General features: G+C 72.0%; 14 protein-coding genes and 1 tRNA gene. 11 read left to right on the top strand and 4 right to left on the bottom strand.

Features of this window, described 5'->3' with window-relative positions; all coding sequences use genetic code 11:
- The first annotated feature begins 217 nt into the window (after nt 1–217).
- The gene (locus tag TR48_RS44900; RefSeq protein WP_052442421.1) at nt 218–1,498 is read left to right on the top strand and encodes a helix-turn-helix domain-containing protein; all 1,281 of its coding nucleotides are present in this window, start codon (nt 218–220) and stop codon (nt 1,496–1,498) included.
- Nucleotides 1,499–1,552: 54 nt separating this feature from the next.
- Here the strand turns inward: TR48_RS44900 and TR48_RS42970 are convergent, their stop codons facing one another.
- A complete protein-coding gene (locus TR48_RS42970; RefSeq protein WP_042364793.1) occupies nt 1,553–1,912 on the bottom strand; it encodes a hypothetical protein in 360 nt (119 codons plus the stop codon).
- Nucleotides 1,913–1,991: 79 nt separating this feature from the next.
- On the opposite strand from TR48_RS42970, the gene TR48_RS05775 reads away from it, so the two are divergent.
- Both TR48_RS05775 and TR48_RS05770 read left to right on the top strand, forming a co-directional pair.
- On the top strand, nt 1,992–2,486 hold the full coding sequence (locus TR48_RS05775; protein ID WP_042364792.1) for a MarR family winged helix-turn-helix transcriptional regulator: 495 nt from the start codon (nt 1,992–1,994) through the stop codon (nt 2,484–2,486).
- Nucleotides 2,487–2,920: 434 nt separating this feature from the next.
- Nucleotides 2,921–2,997 (top strand) — tRNA-Met (locus tag TR48_RS05770).
- A gap of 124 nt (nt 2,998–3,121) precedes the next feature.
- On the opposite strand, the gene TR48_RS05765 is transcribed toward TR48_RS05770, so the two are convergent.
- Complete coding sequence (locus TR48_RS05765; RefSeq protein WP_063770915.1) at nt 3,122–4,615, bottom strand: Ig domain-containing protein; 1,494 nt, start codon at nt 4,613–4,615, stop codon at nt 3,122–3,124.
- Nucleotides 4,616–4,917: 302 nt separating this feature from the next.
- Between TR48_RS05765 and TR48_RS05760 the strand changes: the two genes are divergently transcribed.
- The 6 genes from TR48_RS05760 to TR48_RS05735 all read left to right on the top strand — a co-directional run bounded on the left by TR48_RS05760 (nt 4,918) and on the right by TR48_RS05735 (nt 10,231).
- Nucleotides 4,918–5,334 (top strand): HIT family protein, encoded by a 417-nt coding sequence (locus tag TR48_RS05760; RefSeq protein WP_042364791.1) that lies wholly within the window; start codon nt 4,918–4,920, stop codon nt 5,332–5,334.
- 86 nt (nt 5,335–5,420) lie between these two features.
- Nucleotides 5,421–6,800 (top strand): GH1 family beta-glucosidase, encoded by a 1,380-nt coding sequence (locus tag TR48_RS05755; protein WP_042364790.1) that lies wholly within the window; start codon nt 5,421–5,423, stop codon nt 6,798–6,800.
- Nucleotides 6,801–6,868: 68 nt separating this feature from the next.
- Nucleotides 6,869–8,143, top strand: coding sequence for an MFS transporter (locus TR48_RS05750; RefSeq protein WP_042364789.1), 1,275 nt, complete (start codon nt 6,869–6,871; stop codon nt 8,141–8,143).
- A 36-nt stretch (nt 8,144–8,179) separates the two neighbouring features.
- On the top strand, nt 8,180–8,749 hold the full coding sequence (locus TR48_RS05745; RefSeq protein ID WP_042364864.1) for a DUF421 domain-containing protein: 570 nt from the start codon (nt 8,180–8,182) through the stop codon (nt 8,747–8,749).
- A gap of 100 nt (nt 8,750–8,849) precedes the next feature.
- The gene (locus tag TR48_RS05740; protein WP_042364788.1) at nt 8,850–9,557 is read left to right on the top strand and encodes an SDR family NAD(P)-dependent oxidoreductase; all 708 of its coding nucleotides are present in this window, start codon (nt 8,850–8,852) and stop codon (nt 9,555–9,557) included.
- Nucleotides 9,558–9,595: 38 nt separating this feature from the next.
- The gene (locus TR48_RS05735; protein WP_042364787.1) at nt 9,596–10,231 is read left to right on the top strand and encodes a TetR/AcrR family transcriptional regulator; all 636 of its coding nucleotides are present in this window, start codon (nt 9,596–9,598) and stop codon (nt 10,229–10,231) included.
- A gap of 42 nt (nt 10,232–10,273) precedes the next feature.
- Here TR48_RS05735 and TR48_RS05730 read toward each other — a convergent pair whose 3' ends face one another.
- Nucleotides 10,274–11,227 (bottom strand): GlxA family transcriptional regulator, encoded by a 954-nt coding sequence (locus TR48_RS05730; protein ID WP_042364786.1) that lies wholly within the window; start codon nt 11,225–11,227, stop codon nt 10,274–10,276.
- A 93-nt stretch (nt 11,228–11,320) separates the two neighbouring features.
- On the opposite strand from TR48_RS05730, the gene TR48_RS42965 reads away from it, so the two are divergent.
- Nucleotides 11,321–11,491 (top strand): hypothetical protein, encoded by a 171-nt coding sequence (locus TR48_RS42965; RefSeq protein WP_161789778.1) that lies wholly within the window; start codon nt 11,321–11,323, stop codon nt 11,489–11,491.
- Nucleotides 11,492–11,716: 225 nt separating this feature from the next.
- Entirely contained in the window at nt 11,717–13,555 is a 1,839-nt protein-coding gene (locus tag TR48_RS05725; protein WP_042364785.1) for an ABC transporter ATP-binding protein, read from the top strand.
- Between the two features lie 57 nt (nt 13,556–13,612).
- Here TR48_RS05725 and TR48_RS05720 read toward each other — a convergent pair whose 3' ends face one another.
- Entirely contained in the window at nt 13,613–15,058 is a 1,446-nt protein-coding gene (locus TR48_RS05720) for a glyceraldehyde-3-phosphate dehydrogenase (RefSeq protein ID WP_042364784.1), read from the bottom strand.
- Between the last annotated feature and the right edge of the window lie 167 nt (nt 15,059–15,225).

Here is a 15,225-nt window from a genome sequence, read left to right as displayed (position 1 = left end):
AGGCGGGGCAGGTGCATGGTGGCTCTCCAGGAAAAGCAGAAGACCGGTACCCGCGGCCGGCCTCGGTCGGCTCGGGCCGCGGTGCCACCACCTTGCAGCCGATCGCGTCACGGGAGCCGCTTTCTCCCCCTCCGGTGGAACGGTGGAACGTTCCACGGCGTCCCACCTGGGGAGACGCGGGTACTGTGGAACGCGCTCGTGGAACGGGGGACATGGAATGGCGGGTGAGGCGGAGGAGTTCGCCGCGCTGCTGCGGACGCTGAAGGAACGTTCGGGCAAGAGCTACGGCCAGCTGGCCTCCCGGCTGCGCGTCAGCAACTCGACGCTGCACCGCTACTGCCACGGCACGACCGTGCCGCCGTCCTTCGCTCCCGCGGAGCGTCTCGCCCGGCTCTGCGGCGCGACTCCGGCCGAGCTGGTCGACCTGCACCGCCGCTGGCTGATCGCCGACGCGGCCCGGGACCAGCGCGTGCCGTCCCCGGTACCGGCGCGTCCGCGGCCCGAAACGGCGCCGGACCTGACCGCCCGTGACGTCCTCCCCCCGGCCGCCCCCGACGTCGTCAGGACCACTTGCGCCACGACCGTCCACGACACGACCGCCGACGACGGGGCGGACGACGCAGCCACAGAGGCTGCGGCTGCCGAGCTCCCGGCGGGGCCGGCGCGCGCACGCACCCCGTGGTGGCGGCGGCCCTGGTTCGTGATCGCCGGGGTGGCCGCGGTCGTCACCGCGACCGCCGCGGTCGCCGTGCCCACCGTCCTCTCGGGCTCCCGCACCGCCGCCGACCCGGCCACCGGACGGCACTCGGTCGCGCCGCAGGGCCCGGGCGCGCGCCCGAGCGCGTCCGCCGCGAGCCCGCTGCAGGTCAGCGTGCTGGACAACAACTGGGAAGACCCGTGCGGTCGTTGGTACCTGTCCGACCGGAAGCCCGGCTCGATGCCCGCGCCGCCGGACGGGGGCGACACGTCCGCCTGGGCGGCGCGTGTCGGCGCGGTGCCCGCGGGGCACCGACGTCTTGAGCTCACCCTGGAGACGACCGGCGACGAGCCGGTCGTGCTGCACGCCCTCTACGTCCACGCCCACAACGCGGGCGCCGCTCCGCACGGGTCCGCGTTCAACCTCGGCACGGGCTGCGGTGGCGGGATCACCCCCAGTTCCTTCGCGATCGACCTGGACGCCGCGGCCCCCACCGTGAAGCCGGTACCGGGCACCCGGGGCGACGCCACGGTCCCGGCGCCCGTCTTCCCGCTCCAGGTGTCCCGCACCCAGCCGCAGGTCCTCGATATCGACGCGGCCACGAAGGACCACGACGTCAGCTGGACCCTGGAGCTGCTGTGGAGCGTGGGGAGCGCCCAGGGCTCGCTCTTCGTCGACGACCACGGCAGCCCGTTCCGCACGGCGGGGGGTGACGGCGCACCACGCTACGTCTACCTGCCGGGCGACCCGAAGGTCTGGCTCCCCGACACCGATCCCCAGGACCTCCCGTCCTGGTTCTAGGGCCCGGGCCGGGGCCGGGAGGTCACGCGGCCGGAGGCCCCGCGGCGGGAGAGCTCACTCCGCGGGAGAGGTGCGCGGTCGGCGGGCGCGGGCCAGGGCGGCCGGCAGGGCCGCCCGCTGGGCGTGGTCGAGCTGGCCGACGCTGGTGGACTCGTCGGCCCTGAGCGTCGTCAGGATCTCGTGAGCGGTGATCGGATCCATCCCCGGCAGCGCCCGCAGCAGGCTGCCGACCGTCATGCCGGCCGCGACGACGTCCCCGCCGTCCCAGGCGTCCAGGCAGATGTGGGCGAGTCGCGCCGCGCCGCCCTCCGCCACCGCGGCCAGCAGCAGCTCCTGCGCCCGGCGCAGGGCCGGGCTGATCCGGTCCTCCGGTGCGGGAGGGGCCGAGGAACCACGGGATGTACGACCGAGCATGATCTCCGCCTCTCACTCCATGGCTTGCTGTCACCAACACTACCTTCCAGCAAGTCTTGATGCATGCAATACTTCCCCCATGGCGATTCCAGCGAGTCGGATTCCCCAGGCGACCCCTACCGCGGACGAGATCCAGGCCTTCCAGCGCGCGACCCGCGACCTGATCGGCGTCGCGCTCCACAGCCTGGAGGCCACCGGCGGAGGCATATCCCTGCCCCAGATGCGGATGCTGCTCGCGCTCGACGACCTCGGACGCTGCCCCTCCTCCACGGTGGCCCGAACCCTCGGACTCGGCGCGTCGTCAGTCACCCGGCTGGCCGACCGCCTGGTCGCCTCGGGCCATGTGCTGCGCGGGTCCGACCCGCACCACCGCAGCGTCGTCACGCTGGAACTCGCGCCGCTCGGGCAGACCCTGGTCGACCAGGTGCTGCAGTGGCGCGAGCAGGAACTCGCCCGGATCCTCTCGCGGATCCACCCCGCACTCCGCGCCGCCACCGCCGACGGCCTGGACGCCTTCCATCAGGTCGTCGGCGAGGAGTACGCGGCCGACTTGCACGGCCCCGTCCCGCTGTGACCGGCCTTCCGCATCAGACAGCACAGAAGCGCAGCAACATGCGTACCGCGCTCGCGGCGCTCTTCCACCCCGGCGTCCGCTCCGAGCCGCTCCACCCGGGGCGCCCGCGGCGCGCGGCTCCGCCGAGACCCTCGCCTGGTACCGCGACCACCGCGATCGCGGCTTCCGCACCCTCGTCGAGGAGCAGCTCTCCCTCCCCGGCAGCGTCGTCCTCGGGCTGCGACTTCCCACCCGCAACCGACGACGGACCACTCCGCGCTGCTCTACCGGGTTTTCCGCCTCCAGGACGACCGGGTCGTCCGGTTCCGCGACTTCGCCGACCGCGTCCACACCCTCACCACGGCGGCGGCCCCCTCCCCCCGTGGACGCCCTGAGGCCCCCACGGAAAGCGATTGGGGGAATCGGTCCACCCTCTGTTAACCTGGTCCTACCGACGCGGGGTGGAGCAGCTCGGTAGCTCGCTGGGCTCATAACCCAGAGGTCGCAGGTTCAAATCCTGTCCCCGCTACCAGACCCGAAGGCCGGTTCCCCACCAGGAACCGGCCTTCGGCATGTTCGGAGCTCAGGGAACGCCCTTCGGGCCCCGGCCGCATGGCCGGGGCCCGAAGGTTCTCCCCGTGGGGACGCCTGCGCGGTCAGTGGGCGCGAACGGACCAAGTGAAGGTCGTGCGGGCGCTCGCGCCGGTCTCGTCCTTGGCCACCACGGTCACGCGGTAGGTGCCGAGGTGGGTGGGACGACCCGTGATCGTGCCCGTGCGGGCGTCGATGCGGAGGCCGGCCGGGAGGCCGCTCGCGCTGAAGACGAGGTGGGACGTCGACGCGCTGTCCTGCGCCGACACCATGAGGCGCTGGCTGAGGCCCACCACGGCGGACCGGTTCGCGATGTGACCGATCGTCACCTTGTGCGGCGCGGTGTTCCTCACCACCGGGTGCGAGGCCTGGCAGCCGCCCGCGCCGTGGTTGGCGTCGTTGGACCAGGTCGTCTGGACCGCGAACGAGCCCGTCGCCAGGCTGAGGTCGAACCCGGCGCCGGGGCCGGTGCGGACCCAGGCGCACTTGTCGCCGTTCTCACCGCCCGTGCTGTCGTTGTCGGTGATCCAGCCGCCGCTGGTCAGCACCGGGGAGCTGGGGTTCGCGGAGTACGGGAACTGGTCGGTGATCGTCTCGGCGTACTCGTGGCTGCCGACGATCGTGACGCCGTCCAGCGCGCCCGCCGCACCGCTGTTGACCGCGCCCGCGCCGCAGCTGTGCCCCGCGTCGGGCAGGTAGGGCATGTTGGTGAAGGCGACCGGCCCGACCGGCGAGTTCACCGCGCCGCCGCCGTCGAGCGACGGGTCGCCGGTGAAGTCGTGCCAGGCGCAGAAGTCGCCGCTCGGCGTGTTGAACCCGTCCGGGGTCGTGCCCGTGGGCGAGGTGATGACGTACTGGACGTTCCGGTTGGCGGCGGCCGTCCCGTTGCCGAAGTGCTGCGCGGCCCTGACGGCCTCCTGCGCGAGCTGGTTGCCGGTCGCCGACGCGGGAGCCGCGGCCGAGTCGTCGTACCAGACGCCCGCGAGCGCGCCGCCGGTCGGGTAGCCGATGTGCGCGCTGCCGGCCGGGCAGCCGGTCGCACCGCTCTTGACGCCCTGGCAGTACTGGGTCATCACGCCGGACCAGGTCTCGCCCTTGGTGCCGAGACCCTTGAAGAAGGCCTGCTGGCGCGGCGCCATGCCGGCGGTGTCGCGGGAGAGGGTGGTGTAGCCGTGGGCGTCCTTGGCGGCGCTGCCCCACTGGGAGCCCCAGTAGATGACATAGACCTTCGGCGAGCCGGTGGTGACCCCGACGCCGCCGGTGCCGCCGTGATACGTCAGCGGCTTGGTCTCGTTGGCCGGCTTGCCTTGACCGGCTTGCCCGTTCAGCCCGCCCTCGCCGTCCTGGTCGGCCGCGGTCGCGGCCGCCGCGAGGTGGGTCTGAGCGCCCGCACGGGGGAAGACGCCGTGGCGGTAGGCGTGAGCGGCGGCACCGGCCGCGGGAGCGGACGCGGGGGCGGCCGAGGCCGAGGCGAACGCCGGCAGCGTCACCGCGGTGGCCGCGGCTATCGCGGCGGCGGCCGAGCCGGCTATCAGGGTCTTCCTACGGGAGAAGGGCATGCAGAAGTTCCTCTCGCATCGAGGGGGTTGCTTGATCCAGGCGTCAGTGGAACACCCTCTCGAATCCCGCGAAGTGTCCGCACCCCCGCAGCGGCGGACCCTTGACCCCCTGACCGGATGAAACCCTCCCCCTGACAGGGGGTTCTCCGCGCCCGAAACGCATCAAAGCGGTGGATCTTCGTCCCGCTCATGTCAGCGCGTCGTCGGCCACGGCCGGGAGACTACTGCCCGGTAGCGCGCCCGAGAGGGGCTCTGCCGCGCGCCTGCTTGGGAGACCGGCGGCGGCGGCCTTCAATCGGCGAATGGAGTGCTTGTTCTGCGCAGTCGCGGCCGGCGAGGTCGAGGCGCCCACGGTCTACGCGGACGACCAGGTGGTCGCCTTCCTCGACCACCGGCCGCTCTTCCACGGCCATGTCCTGGTGATCCCGCGCCGCCACGTCCCGACCCTGACGGACCTGCGGCCGGAGGAGGTGGGGCCCTACTTCGAGCGGGTGCGGCGGATGACGGCGGCGGTCGAACGGGGCATGGCCGCCAAGGGCAGCTTCGTGGCGACCAACAGCCGGGTCAGCCAGTCGGTGCCGCATCTGCACGTCCATGTGGTGCCGCGCAATCCGAAGGACGGCCTGCGCGGCTTCTTCTGGCCGCGCACCCGCTACGCGAGCCCGGAGGAGGCGGCCGAGACGGCGGCGCGGATCCGCCAGGCGCTCGAACACGACTGAACCGCACCATTGACACACCCGCCGGAAGGACCCCAGACTACGCGATAAACATGAGTTAGTCTCACGTTAGTAGGAAAGCGGTGCGCATGACGACCCGGCCCGGCGATCCGACCACTCCGCTCCCCCTCCCCCGGTTCCCCGCCGACTTCGTCTGGGGCGCCTCGACCGCCGCCTACCAGATCGAGGGCGCCGCGGAGGAGGACGGCAAGGGCCCTTCGATCTGGGACACCTTCGTCGGTCGGCCCGGCGCCGTCCGCGACGGGCACACGGGCGCGGTGGCCTGCGCCCACTACCACCGCTACGCCGAGGACGTCGCGCTGATGCGGCGGCTCGGGCTGGACGCGTACCGCTTCTCGATCTCCTGGCCGCGCGTTCTGCCGAGCGGCGCCGGCCGCGTCGAGCAGCGCGGCCTCGACTTCTACGACCGGCTGGTCGACGCCCTGCTGGCCGCCGGGATCGAGCCGACGCCGACCCTGTTCCACTGGGACCTGCCGCAGGCCCTGGAGGACGAGGGCGGCTGGCTGGCGCGGGACACCGCCTACCGCTTCGGCGAGTACGCCGCCGTGGTCGCCGAGCGCCTCGGCGACCGGGTCCGGCGCTGGATCACGCTCAACGAGCCCTTCGTGCACATGTCATTCGGCTACGGCTACGGGGTGCACGCCCCCGGCCGGGCGATGCTGCTCGACGCGGTGCCCGTCGCGCACCACCAACTTCTCGGCCACGGGCTCGCGGTGGCAGCCCTCCGGGCCGCCGCCGGGCCCGACGCCCAGGTGCTGATCGCCAACAACTGCTCGCCGGTGCGGCTCCGCTCCGACGCCGCCTCCGAGGCGGACCGCCTGGCGGCCGACGCCTACGACACGCTGCACAACCGGCTTTTCAACGACCCCCTGCTGACCGGCCGTTACCCCGACCTCTCGGCCTACGGCCTGACCGATCCCGGTTGGGGCGGGATCGTGCGCGACGACGACCTGTCGGTGATCGCCGCCCCGCTGGACGGGCTGGGGATCAACTACTACAACCCGTCCTGGATCACCGCCCCCGCCGACCCGGCCTCGGGCCTGCCCTTCGACCTCACCGAGCCGGAACAGGCCTACCGCCGCACCGCCTTCGACTGGCCGGTGGTCCCCGACGGGCTGACCGAACTGCTGCTGGGCCTGAAGGCCCGGTACGGCACGGCGCTGCCGCCCGTCTGGATCACCGAGAACGGCTGCAGCGAGCCCGCCGGCCTGGACGACGCGGCCCGCGTCGGCTACCTCGGGGCGCACATCGGGGCGGTGGCCGAGGCGCTGGCCCAGGGTGTCGACGTGCGCGGCTACTTCACCTGGTCGCTGCTCGACAACTTCGAGTGGGCAGAGGGCTACCACCAGCGCTTCGGCCTGGTCGAGGTCGACTTCGCGACCCAGGCCCGCACCCCGAGGGCCAGCTTCGCGTGGTACCGCGACCTGATCGCCTCCCAGAAGCCGTAGCACCAGCAGAAGTTGGCAGCAGCCGCCCGTAGCAGCCACAGAAGGCCCTGAGGCACGAAGGAGCCGCCATGCGCCAGGCCGTCCAGGAGGACCAGGAGGACGCCAGAGACGGCTCGGCCGTCCTCGCCGAGCCCACCGTGCCGGTCCGGCCCGGGTGGACGGCGGACCTCTCGCTGGCCACACTCGCGGTCTTCATGGCCTTCATGACGCCCATTCAGATTCTGCTGCCGCTGCAACTGGAGCACATCGACCCCCATCACAAAAGCGCCGCGCTGTCGCTGGTCACCGGGCTCGGAGCGCTGGTCGCCGTGCTGGCCAACCCGCTCGCGGGCGCGCTGTCGGACCGCACCACCAGCCGGTTCGGCCGCCGCCGACCCTGGATCCTCGGCGGCGCGCTGGCCGGCGCCGCGGGGCTGGCCCTGACCGCGTCCCAGCACACCGTCGCCGGGGTGGCCGTCGGCTGGTGCGTCGGGCAGGCCGGGCTCAACGCGATGCTCGCCGGGGTCACCACCCCGATCGCCGACCGGGTGCCGCTCGCCCAGCGCGCCCAGGTCTCCGGCTGGACCGGCATCATGCAGTCCTTCGGCCTGGTCCTCGGCGCGCTGATCACCACCCTGCTGGTGACCGGCGTCTGGTCCGGGTACGGCACCCTGGCCGTGGTCACCGTCGTGCTCGCGCTCCCCTTCGTGCTGCGCCGCGCCGAGCCCGCGCTGCCGCGCGCCCTGCGGCCCGCCTTCGACGCGCGCGCCTTCGCCCGCTCGTTCTGGGTCAGCCCCCGGCAGCACCCCGACTTCGGCTGGGCCTGGCTCACCCGCTTCCTGATCAACCTCGGCAACGCGCTCGGCACGCTCTACCTCTTCTACTTCCTCTCCGACGCCGTCCACTACGGGGACCCGGGCACCGGCGTGCTGATCCTCACCGTGGTCTACACGCTCTTCGCGGCGCTCACCGCGATCCCCGTCGGCGCGCTCTCCGACCGCGCCGGGCGCCGTAAGGGCTTCGTCGTGCTGTGCTCGCTGATCATGGCCGCCGCCGCGCTGCTGCTGGCCCTGCTGCACACCTGGCCCGCCGCGCTCGCGGCCGCCGCCGTCCTCGGCGCCGGCTACGGCGTCTACCTCGCCGTCGACCAGGCCCTGGTCACCCAGGTGCTCCCGGATGCGCGCGACCGCGCCAAGGACCTGGGCGTCATCAACATCGCCAACTCCGGCCCCCAGGTCCTCGCCCCGGCGATGGCCGCGCCCGTCATCGCCCACCTCGGCGGCTACACCGGCCTCTACCTCGCCACCGCCGCGGTCACCGTCCTCGGCGGCGTCCTGGTCCGCAGGGTGCGCGGCGTGGCCTAGCGCGCGTCCCGACAGGGAGTCCCTACAGTGGCCGGGATGTGGAACGACATGTTCATCGCGGGCATCTCCTACGGCGAGAAGGCCGCGCGCACGATCATCGTCTACCTGGCCCTGCTGATCATGCTCCGCATCGTCGGCAAGCGCGGGCTCGCCCAGCTCAACACCTTCGACCTCGTCGTCATGCTCCTTCTTTCGAACGTGGTGCAGAACGCCGTCATCGGCAACGACAACTCCGTCAGCGGCGGCCTGTTCGGCGCGGCCGTGCTGCTGCTCACCGACGCGGTACTGGTGCGGCAGGGCGCGCGCTGGCCGTGGTTCGCGCGGCTGCTGGAGGGCTCCCCCACGGTGCTCGCTGAGGACGGCGTGCTGAACCTGCCGGCGATGCGCCGGCAGGGGATCTCGCGCGGGGACGTCGCCCTGGCCGTGCACACCCAGGGCGGGGACGGCATCGAGGAGACCGAGCTCGTGCAACTGGAGCCGAGCGGCTCGGTGCTGGTGCGGCTGCGCCTCGGCGACCAAGTGGCCGATAAGGACGACGTGGCCGCGCTGCGTGTGCTGCTGGAACGCATCGAGGCCCGGCTCCCCGGACTGCCGCCCACCAAGTAACCGACTGTTGACTTGCTCGCGGTTCGGCGTAGGGTTGTAACTATCCAGTTAGATACAAGCCGCACACCGATACAAGCCGCACACCCAGGACGTGAGAACCATGACCACCACGCTCGTCACCGGAGCCAACAAGGGCCTCGGCCGGGAGACGGCCCGCCGCCTGCTCGCCGAGGGCCACAGCGTCTACCTCGGCGCGCGCGACGCCGAGCGCGGACGCCGCGCCGCCGAGGAGTTGGGCGCCCGCTTCGTGCAGCTGGATGTCACCGACCCGGAGTCCGTGGCCGCGGCCGCCAAGACGATCGAGGCCGAGGGCGGGCTCGACGTGCTGGTCAACAACGCCGGCGTCGAGGGCCGTCTGCCGGACGGCGGCATCGTCGGCGCGGCGGACGTCACGGCGGCGTCGATGCGGGAGCTGTTCGAGACCAACGTCTTCGGCCTGGTCCAGGTCACCCACGCCTTCCTGCCGCTGCTGCTGCGCTCCGCCACGCCGGTCGTGGTCAACATCAGCAGCGGCCTGTCCCGCACCTCCGCCCTCGCGGACCCGGCGCACCCCGTCGCGTTCTACCCGGGCGTCGCCTACCCGGCGTCGAAGGCGGCGGTCAACATGGTGACCGTGCAGTTCGCCAAGGCCTTCCCCGGCATCCGGATCAACGCCGTCGAGCCCGGCTACACCCGCACCGACCTCAACCACAACACCGGCACCCAGACCGTCGAGGAGGGCGCGGAGATCATCGTCCGGATGGCCCTGATCGGCCCGGACGGCCCGACCGGCACCTTCCGTGACGTCAACGGCCCGCTGTCCTGGTGAGCCGCGAGGCTCCGGACGCCTTGGATAGGGTGCAGGCCATGTCCGACTCCCCCGCGCCTCCCGCCACGCCCGCGAACGCGCCGGTGCGCAGCCCGCGTCCGCGGGACGCCGAGGCGACCAAGGCGCTGTTGCTGCGCGCGGCCACGGAGGAGTTCGCCGAGCACGGGTTCGCCGGCGCCCGGATCGACCGCATCGCGGAGCGGGCGGGCGCCAACAAGCGCCTGCTGTACGTGTACTTCGGCGACAAGCAGGCCCTGTTCGACGCGGTCGTGGCCGACCAGGCGGTGGGGGTGTTCCGCGCCGCTCCGATGGACGACGGCGACCTCGTCGCCTTCGCCGCCGCGCGCTTCGACTACGTGCTGGCCCATCCGGAGGCCGGCCGGATCGCCGCCTGGCGCGCGTTCGAGCAACTGGCGGCCACGGAGACGGAGATCGCGAACTTCCGCTCCCGGGTCGACGCGGTCGCCGCCGCACAGCGGGCCGGGCGGGTCCGCGCGGACCTGCCCGCGATCGACCTGTTCGCCATCGTCCTTCGGATGACCGACAGTTGGATCTCGGCCCCGCCCGCGCTCCGCGCGGTCGGCACGACCCCGCCGCTGTCGCCGACCCGCCTGCGCGAACACCGTGCGGCCCTGCTCGCGGCCGTGCGCGGCGTGGTCGAACCGCACCCCTGAGCACAACAGCCGAGCGGTCGGCCCGCAACAGGGCGACCACCGTCAGCGCGCCTGGGCGAAGCTCCTGCGGTAGTCCGCCGGGGCGACGCCCACCGCGCGGCGGAAGTGGTGGCGGAGCATCGCGGCAGTGGCGAAGCCGCTGGCGCGGGCGACCTCCTCGATACCCATCGGGGTCTGCTCCAGCAGCCTGCGGGCGTGCAGGATGCGCTGCGCGGAGAGCCAGCGATGCGGGGTGGTGCCGGTCTCCGCGACGAAGCGGCGCGCGAAGGTGCGCTCGGACATGTGCGCCTGGCGGGCGAGGTCGGCGACGCTGTGTTCGCGGTCCAGCCGCTCGGAGAGCCAGGCGAGCAGCGGGTCCAGGCTGTCCGCGCAGAACTCGGGCACCGGCTGGACGATGAACTGCCGCTGGCCGCCGTCGCGTTGGGGCGGCACGACCATGCGGCGGGCGATCGCCGTGGCCGCCTCGGAGCCGATCTCCCGGCGCACCAGGTGCAGGGCGGCGTCGATGCCGGCGGCGGTTCCGGCGCTGGTGATGATGTCGCCGTCGTCGACGTAGAGCACGTCCGGGTCGAGGCGGGCCAGCGGGAAGCGGGCGGCGAACTCCTCGGCGTGACGCCAGTGCGTGGTGCAGGGCCGGCCGTCCAGCAGGCCGGCCGCGCCGAGCGCGAACGCGCCGCTGCACACGGTCAGCAGCTGGGCGCCCCGCGCCTGCGCGGCGCGCAGGGCCTCCACCAGCTCGGCGGGGTACACACCCCGGACCTGGTAGGCGGGGACGCCGACGAGGTCCGCCTCGAGCAGGGCGTCGAAGCCGTGCTCGGTGGTCATGGTCGTGCCGACCGTGGTGCGGACGGGAGTGCCGGGGCGGGGCGAGCAGACCCGGAAGTCGAAGGGCGGCACCCCGTCCTCGGTCCGGTCGATGCCGAAGACCTCGGCGAGCACGCCGAACTCGAAGGGGGCGAAATCGTCGATCAGAGCGACGGCCACGGTGCTCAGCATGCGGCCATGCTACGCCGCTCTTGGCAGGATATCGATGCACCGGGTCACGCCTGCCACTGGTGGCAGGATCTGGACGAGCGCAGGATTCATGCCATGGGACTTCTGCTGCTTGCTCTCGTCATCGCCCTCCTCGTCCTCGGCCTGGAGCGCAACGCGCGCCGCACGCGGCGCCAGACCCCCACCCTCCCCGGCACGGCGCAGCCCCACGAGCGCCGCGACCGCGACGCCGAGCGCCTTCTCGACGAGCTGCGTGCGCAGGCATAGCCAGCCGTCTCGCATCCTGAATCCGGCATCCCGCGTCGATCACGGCGCAAACTCACCCATCCGGGGAAAAAGGCGTGGACTCGTCGGGCGAGCGCACGGAAGACTGCTCTCCCGACTTTCTCCTCCGTACTCGCACGGACGCTCCGTCACCCTCGCCTGGTCCGACGCAGCGTGGCTCCGCCGTGCGCGCGCCCAGGACCGACGACCACTCTCCGAGGACACGGGATGCCCACACCGCAGACCCCCGAGGAACGACCGCAGCGCGGCGCGGTACTCCTCGCCCTTCGTCATTACGGCCGCGAGATGATCCGGCTCAAACGCACCACTCTGCCCGCCATGCTCGCGCCCGCCCTGGGCAATATCGGAATCGCCTACATCGCCCCGCTGATCGTCGCCAAACTCGTGGCCCGGATCGCCGACGACTCCGGAAAGGGGCTGAACACGGCGGCGCTCCTGCCGTACGTGCTCGGCTTCGGCGGGGTGCTGCTGGTGTCCGAGGCGCTGTGGCGGGTCGGCATCCACTGCCTGAACCGGGTGGACGGCCTCGGCATCGAGCAGCTCTACGTCATCGGGATGGACGAGCTGTTCGCCAAGGACGCCGCGTTCTTCCACGACAACTTCGCCGGTTCGCTGACCAAGCGGGTGCTGAGTTTCGCCTCCCGCTTCGAGGACTTCGTCGACACGCTGACCTTCAACGTGGTCGGCAGCCTGGTGCCGCTGGTCTTCGGCTCGGTGGTGCTGTGGACCTACCAGCCCTGGCTGGTCGTGGTGCTGGTGTCGATGATCGCGGTGACGGCGCTGATCGTGGCGCCGCTGATCCGGCGTCGGCAGGAGCTGGTGAACGAGCGCGAGGCGGCGATCGCCCGGGTGTCGGGGCACGTCGCCGACAGCCTGATGAACATGGACACCGTCCGCGCTTTCGCCGCCGAGGAGCGCGAGGCGGCCGAGCACCGCTCCCGGGTCGCGGAGTCGCGACGGCGCTCGGTGCGCTCCTGGGACTACGGCAACCTGCGCATCGACACCCTGGTCGCGCCGATGTCGGTGGTCACCAACGCGGCGGGTCTGCTGCTCGCGGTGCTGCTGGCCGGGCGGGGCCACGGGGTGGAGGCGGTCGTGGTGACCTTCACCTACTACTCCAACGCCACCCGGATCATGTTCGAGTTCAACCAGATCTACCGGCGTCTGGAGAGCTCGATGACGGAGGCCGCGCAGTTCACCGAGCTGCTCATGTCCCCGCCCACCGTGCTCGACGTGCCCGAGCCGGAGCCGCTGCGGCCGCGCGGCGCGGGCGTCCGCTTCGACCGCGTGGTGTTCACCCACGGAGGGGCGGACGCGCCGCTCTTCGACGGCCTCGACCTCGCCGTCGCCGGCGGCGAGAAGATCGGGCTGGTCGGCCGGTCCGGCGGCGGCAAGACGACGCTGACCCGGCTGCTGCTACGGATGACGGACATCGAGGGCGGCCGGATCCTGGTCGGCGGCCAGGACATCAGCCGACTGCGCCAGGCCGACCTGCGCAGCCTGATCTCCTACGTGCCGCAGGATCCGGCGATGTTCCACCGCACCCTGCGGGACAACATCGCCTTCGCCCGGCCCGAGGCCACGGAGACCGAGATCCGGCTCGCGGCCGAGGCGGCGCACGTCACCGAGTTCGCGGACGGCCTCCCGGACGGCTTCGACACCATGGTCGGCGAGCGCGGCGTCAAGCTCTCCGGCGGCCAGCGCCAGCGGGTCGCGCTCGCCCGGGCGATCCTGCGCGACGCGCCGATCCTGCTGCTCGACGAGGCGACCAGCGCGCTGGACTCGGAGAGCGAGGTGCTGGTCCAGGAGGCGCTGTGGCGCCTGATGGAGGGCCGCACGGCGCTGGTGGTCGCGCACCGGCTGAGCACCGTGGCCGGGATGGACCGCCTGGTCGTCCTGGACCGCGGCCGGATCCTGGAGCAGGGCAGCCACCAGGAACTGCTCGCCGCGGAGGGCGCCTACGCCAAGCTGTGGCAGCACCAGTCCGGGGGCTTCCTGAAGGAGCACAGCCTGGACGACGCGCAGGAGAGTCCTCAGCTCGCCTGAGAACGGGACCGGCCCCGCACCCTGAGGAGGAGTGCGGGGCCGGTTCGCCTGCGACGATCAGACCGCGGGGGCCGGGAAGGTCGGGTACTCGACGCCGGAGATCGTCTGGACGACCCGGACGACCTGGCAGGAGTAGCCGAACTCGTTGTCGTACCACAGGTAGAGGATGGCGTTGTCGCCCTCGACCTTGGTGGCGCCGGCGTCGACGATCGACGCGTGACGGGAGCCGACGAAGTCCATGGAGACCGCGTCGGGCGCCGTCGTGAAGTCGATCTGGCGGCGCAGCGTCGACGTCAGCGACACCTCGCGCAGGTAGTCCAGGACCTCCTCGCGGGTGGTCTCCTGGGCCAGCTGCAGGTTGAGGATGGCGATCGAGACGTCCGGGACGGGGACGCGGATCGAGCTGCCGGTGATCTTCGCCTTGAGGTCCGGCAGGGCCTTCGCCACGGCGGAGGCGGCGCCGGTCTCGGTGATGACCATGTTGAGCGGGGCGGAACGACCGCGACGCTCAGCCTTGTGGAAGTTGTCCAGCAGGTTCTGGTCGTTGGTGAACGAGTGGACGGTCTCCACGTGGCCGCGGAGCACGCCGAACTTGTCCTCCATCGCCTTCAGCGGCGGGACGATCGCGTTCGTGGTGCAGGAGGCGCAGGAGATGATCTGCTCGTCCGGCTTGATCGTGTCGTGGTTGACGCCGTGCACGATGTTCGGGACGTCGCCCTTGCCCGGCGCCGTCAGCACGACCTTGGCGATGCCCGGCCGCAGGTGCTTCGACAGGCCCTCGCGGTCACGCCAGCGACCGGTGTTGTCGATCAGGATGGCGTCGTTGATGCCGTACTGCGTGTAGTCGACCGAGGCCGGGTCGTCCGAGTAGATGACCTTGATCTCGTTGCCGTTGGCGACGATCGTGTTGTTCGCCTCGTCGACGGTGATCGAGCCGTTGAACTGGCCGTGGATCGAGTCACGACGCAGCAGGGAGGCGCGCTTGACGAGGTCGTCGGCCGCACCCTTGCGGACCACGATCGCCCGCAGGCGCAGACCGTTGCCGGAGCCGGCCTTCTCCACCAGGAGACGGGCCAGCAGGCGGCCGATGCGGCCGAAGCCGTAGAGCACGACGTCGCGGGCCTCGCGACGCTCCAGCTTGTTGGCGCCGGTGGCGCCCTCGACGGCCTCGGCGGTGAACGCCTCGACCGTCAGGCCGCGGTCGTCGGCCTTGTACTGCTCAGCCAGGATGCCGAGGTCGATCTGGGACGGGCCGAGGTCGAGCGTGGTGAGCGCCTGGAGGAAGGGCATCGTCTCGGTGACCGAGAGCTCCTCGCCGGCGATCTGGCGCGCGAAGCGGTGGGTCTTGAGGATGCTGACCACCGACTTGTTCACCAGGGAGCGGCTGTGCAGCAGGACGTTGACGTCCTTCTCCCGGTGCAGTCGGCCGATGATCGGAATCATCGACTCCGCGATCTCCTCGCGGTTCATCCAGTCCGTGAACACGTCGTCGTTGACAGTCACAAATTCATCTTTCGCGGTATTCGAGCCGGGCGACGCCCCTCATGCTATCTTCCGCCCGCACAGCTCAGCCCCTCGGCCCTACGTGACCTGTACCGCAGTCGGGGACACCCTCAGAGGCGCGAGGCTCCGCCGGTCCGCGGCTCCGCGGCGGAGCCGCAGACCGGCGG

The organism is Streptacidiphilus neutrinimicus (genome assembly GCF_000787815.1).
Taxonomy (GTDB): Bacteria; Actinomycetota; Actinomycetes; order Streptomycetales; family Streptomycetaceae; genus Streptacidiphilus; species Streptacidiphilus neutrinimicus.
This window is presented reverse-complemented; position numbering and strand designations above follow the sequence as displayed.

What these genes read in the sequence shown, in the direction of transcription:
- TR48_RS44900 (WP_052442421.1), top strand. Translation starts at nt 218, where the DNA reads ATGGCGGGTGAGGCGGAGGAGTTCGCCGCGCTGCTGCGGACGCTGAAG.
- TR48_RS42970 (WP_042364793.1), bottom strand. Translation starts at nt 1,912, where the DNA reads ATGCTCGGTCGTACATCCCGTGGTTCCTCGGCCCCTCCCGCACCGGAG.
- TR48_RS05775 (WP_042364792.1), top strand. Translation starts at nt 1,992, where the DNA reads ATGGCGATTCCAGCGAGTCGGATTCCCCAGGCGACCCCTACCGCGGAC.
- TR48_RS05765 (WP_063770915.1), bottom strand. Translation starts at nt 4,615, where the DNA reads ATGCCCTTCTCCCGTAGGAAGACCCTGATAGCCGGCTCGGCCGCCGCC.
- TR48_RS05760 (WP_042364791.1), top strand. Translation starts at nt 4,918, where the DNA reads ATGGAGTGCTTGTTCTGCGCAGTCGCGGCCGGCGAGGTCGAGGCGCCC.
- TR48_RS05755 (WP_042364790.1), top strand. Translation starts at nt 5,421, where the DNA reads ATGACGACCCGGCCCGGCGATCCGACCACTCCGCTCCCCCTCCCCCGG.
- TR48_RS05750 (WP_042364789.1), top strand. Translation starts at nt 6,869, where the DNA reads ATGCGCCAGGCCGTCCAGGAGGACCAGGAGGACGCCAGAGACGGCTCG.
- TR48_RS05745 (WP_042364864.1), top strand. Translation starts at nt 8,180, where the DNA reads ATGTGGAACGACATGTTCATCGCGGGCATCTCCTACGGCGAGAAGGCC.
- TR48_RS05740 (WP_042364788.1), top strand. Translation starts at nt 8,850, where the DNA reads ATGACCACCACGCTCGTCACCGGAGCCAACAAGGGCCTCGGCCGGGAG.
- TR48_RS05735 (WP_042364787.1), top strand. Translation starts at nt 9,596, where the DNA reads ATGTCCGACTCCCCCGCGCCTCCCGCCACGCCCGCGAACGCGCCGGTG.
- TR48_RS05730 (WP_042364786.1), bottom strand. Translation starts at nt 11,227, where the DNA reads ATGCTGAGCACCGTGGCCGTCGCTCTGATCGACGATTTCGCCCCCTTC.
- TR48_RS42965 (WP_161789778.1), top strand. Translation starts at nt 11,321, where the DNA reads ATGGGACTTCTGCTGCTTGCTCTCGTCATCGCCCTCCTCGTCCTCGGC.
- TR48_RS05725 (WP_042364785.1), top strand. Translation starts at nt 11,717, where the DNA reads ATGCCCACACCGCAGACCCCCGAGGAACGACCGCAGCGCGGCGCGGTA.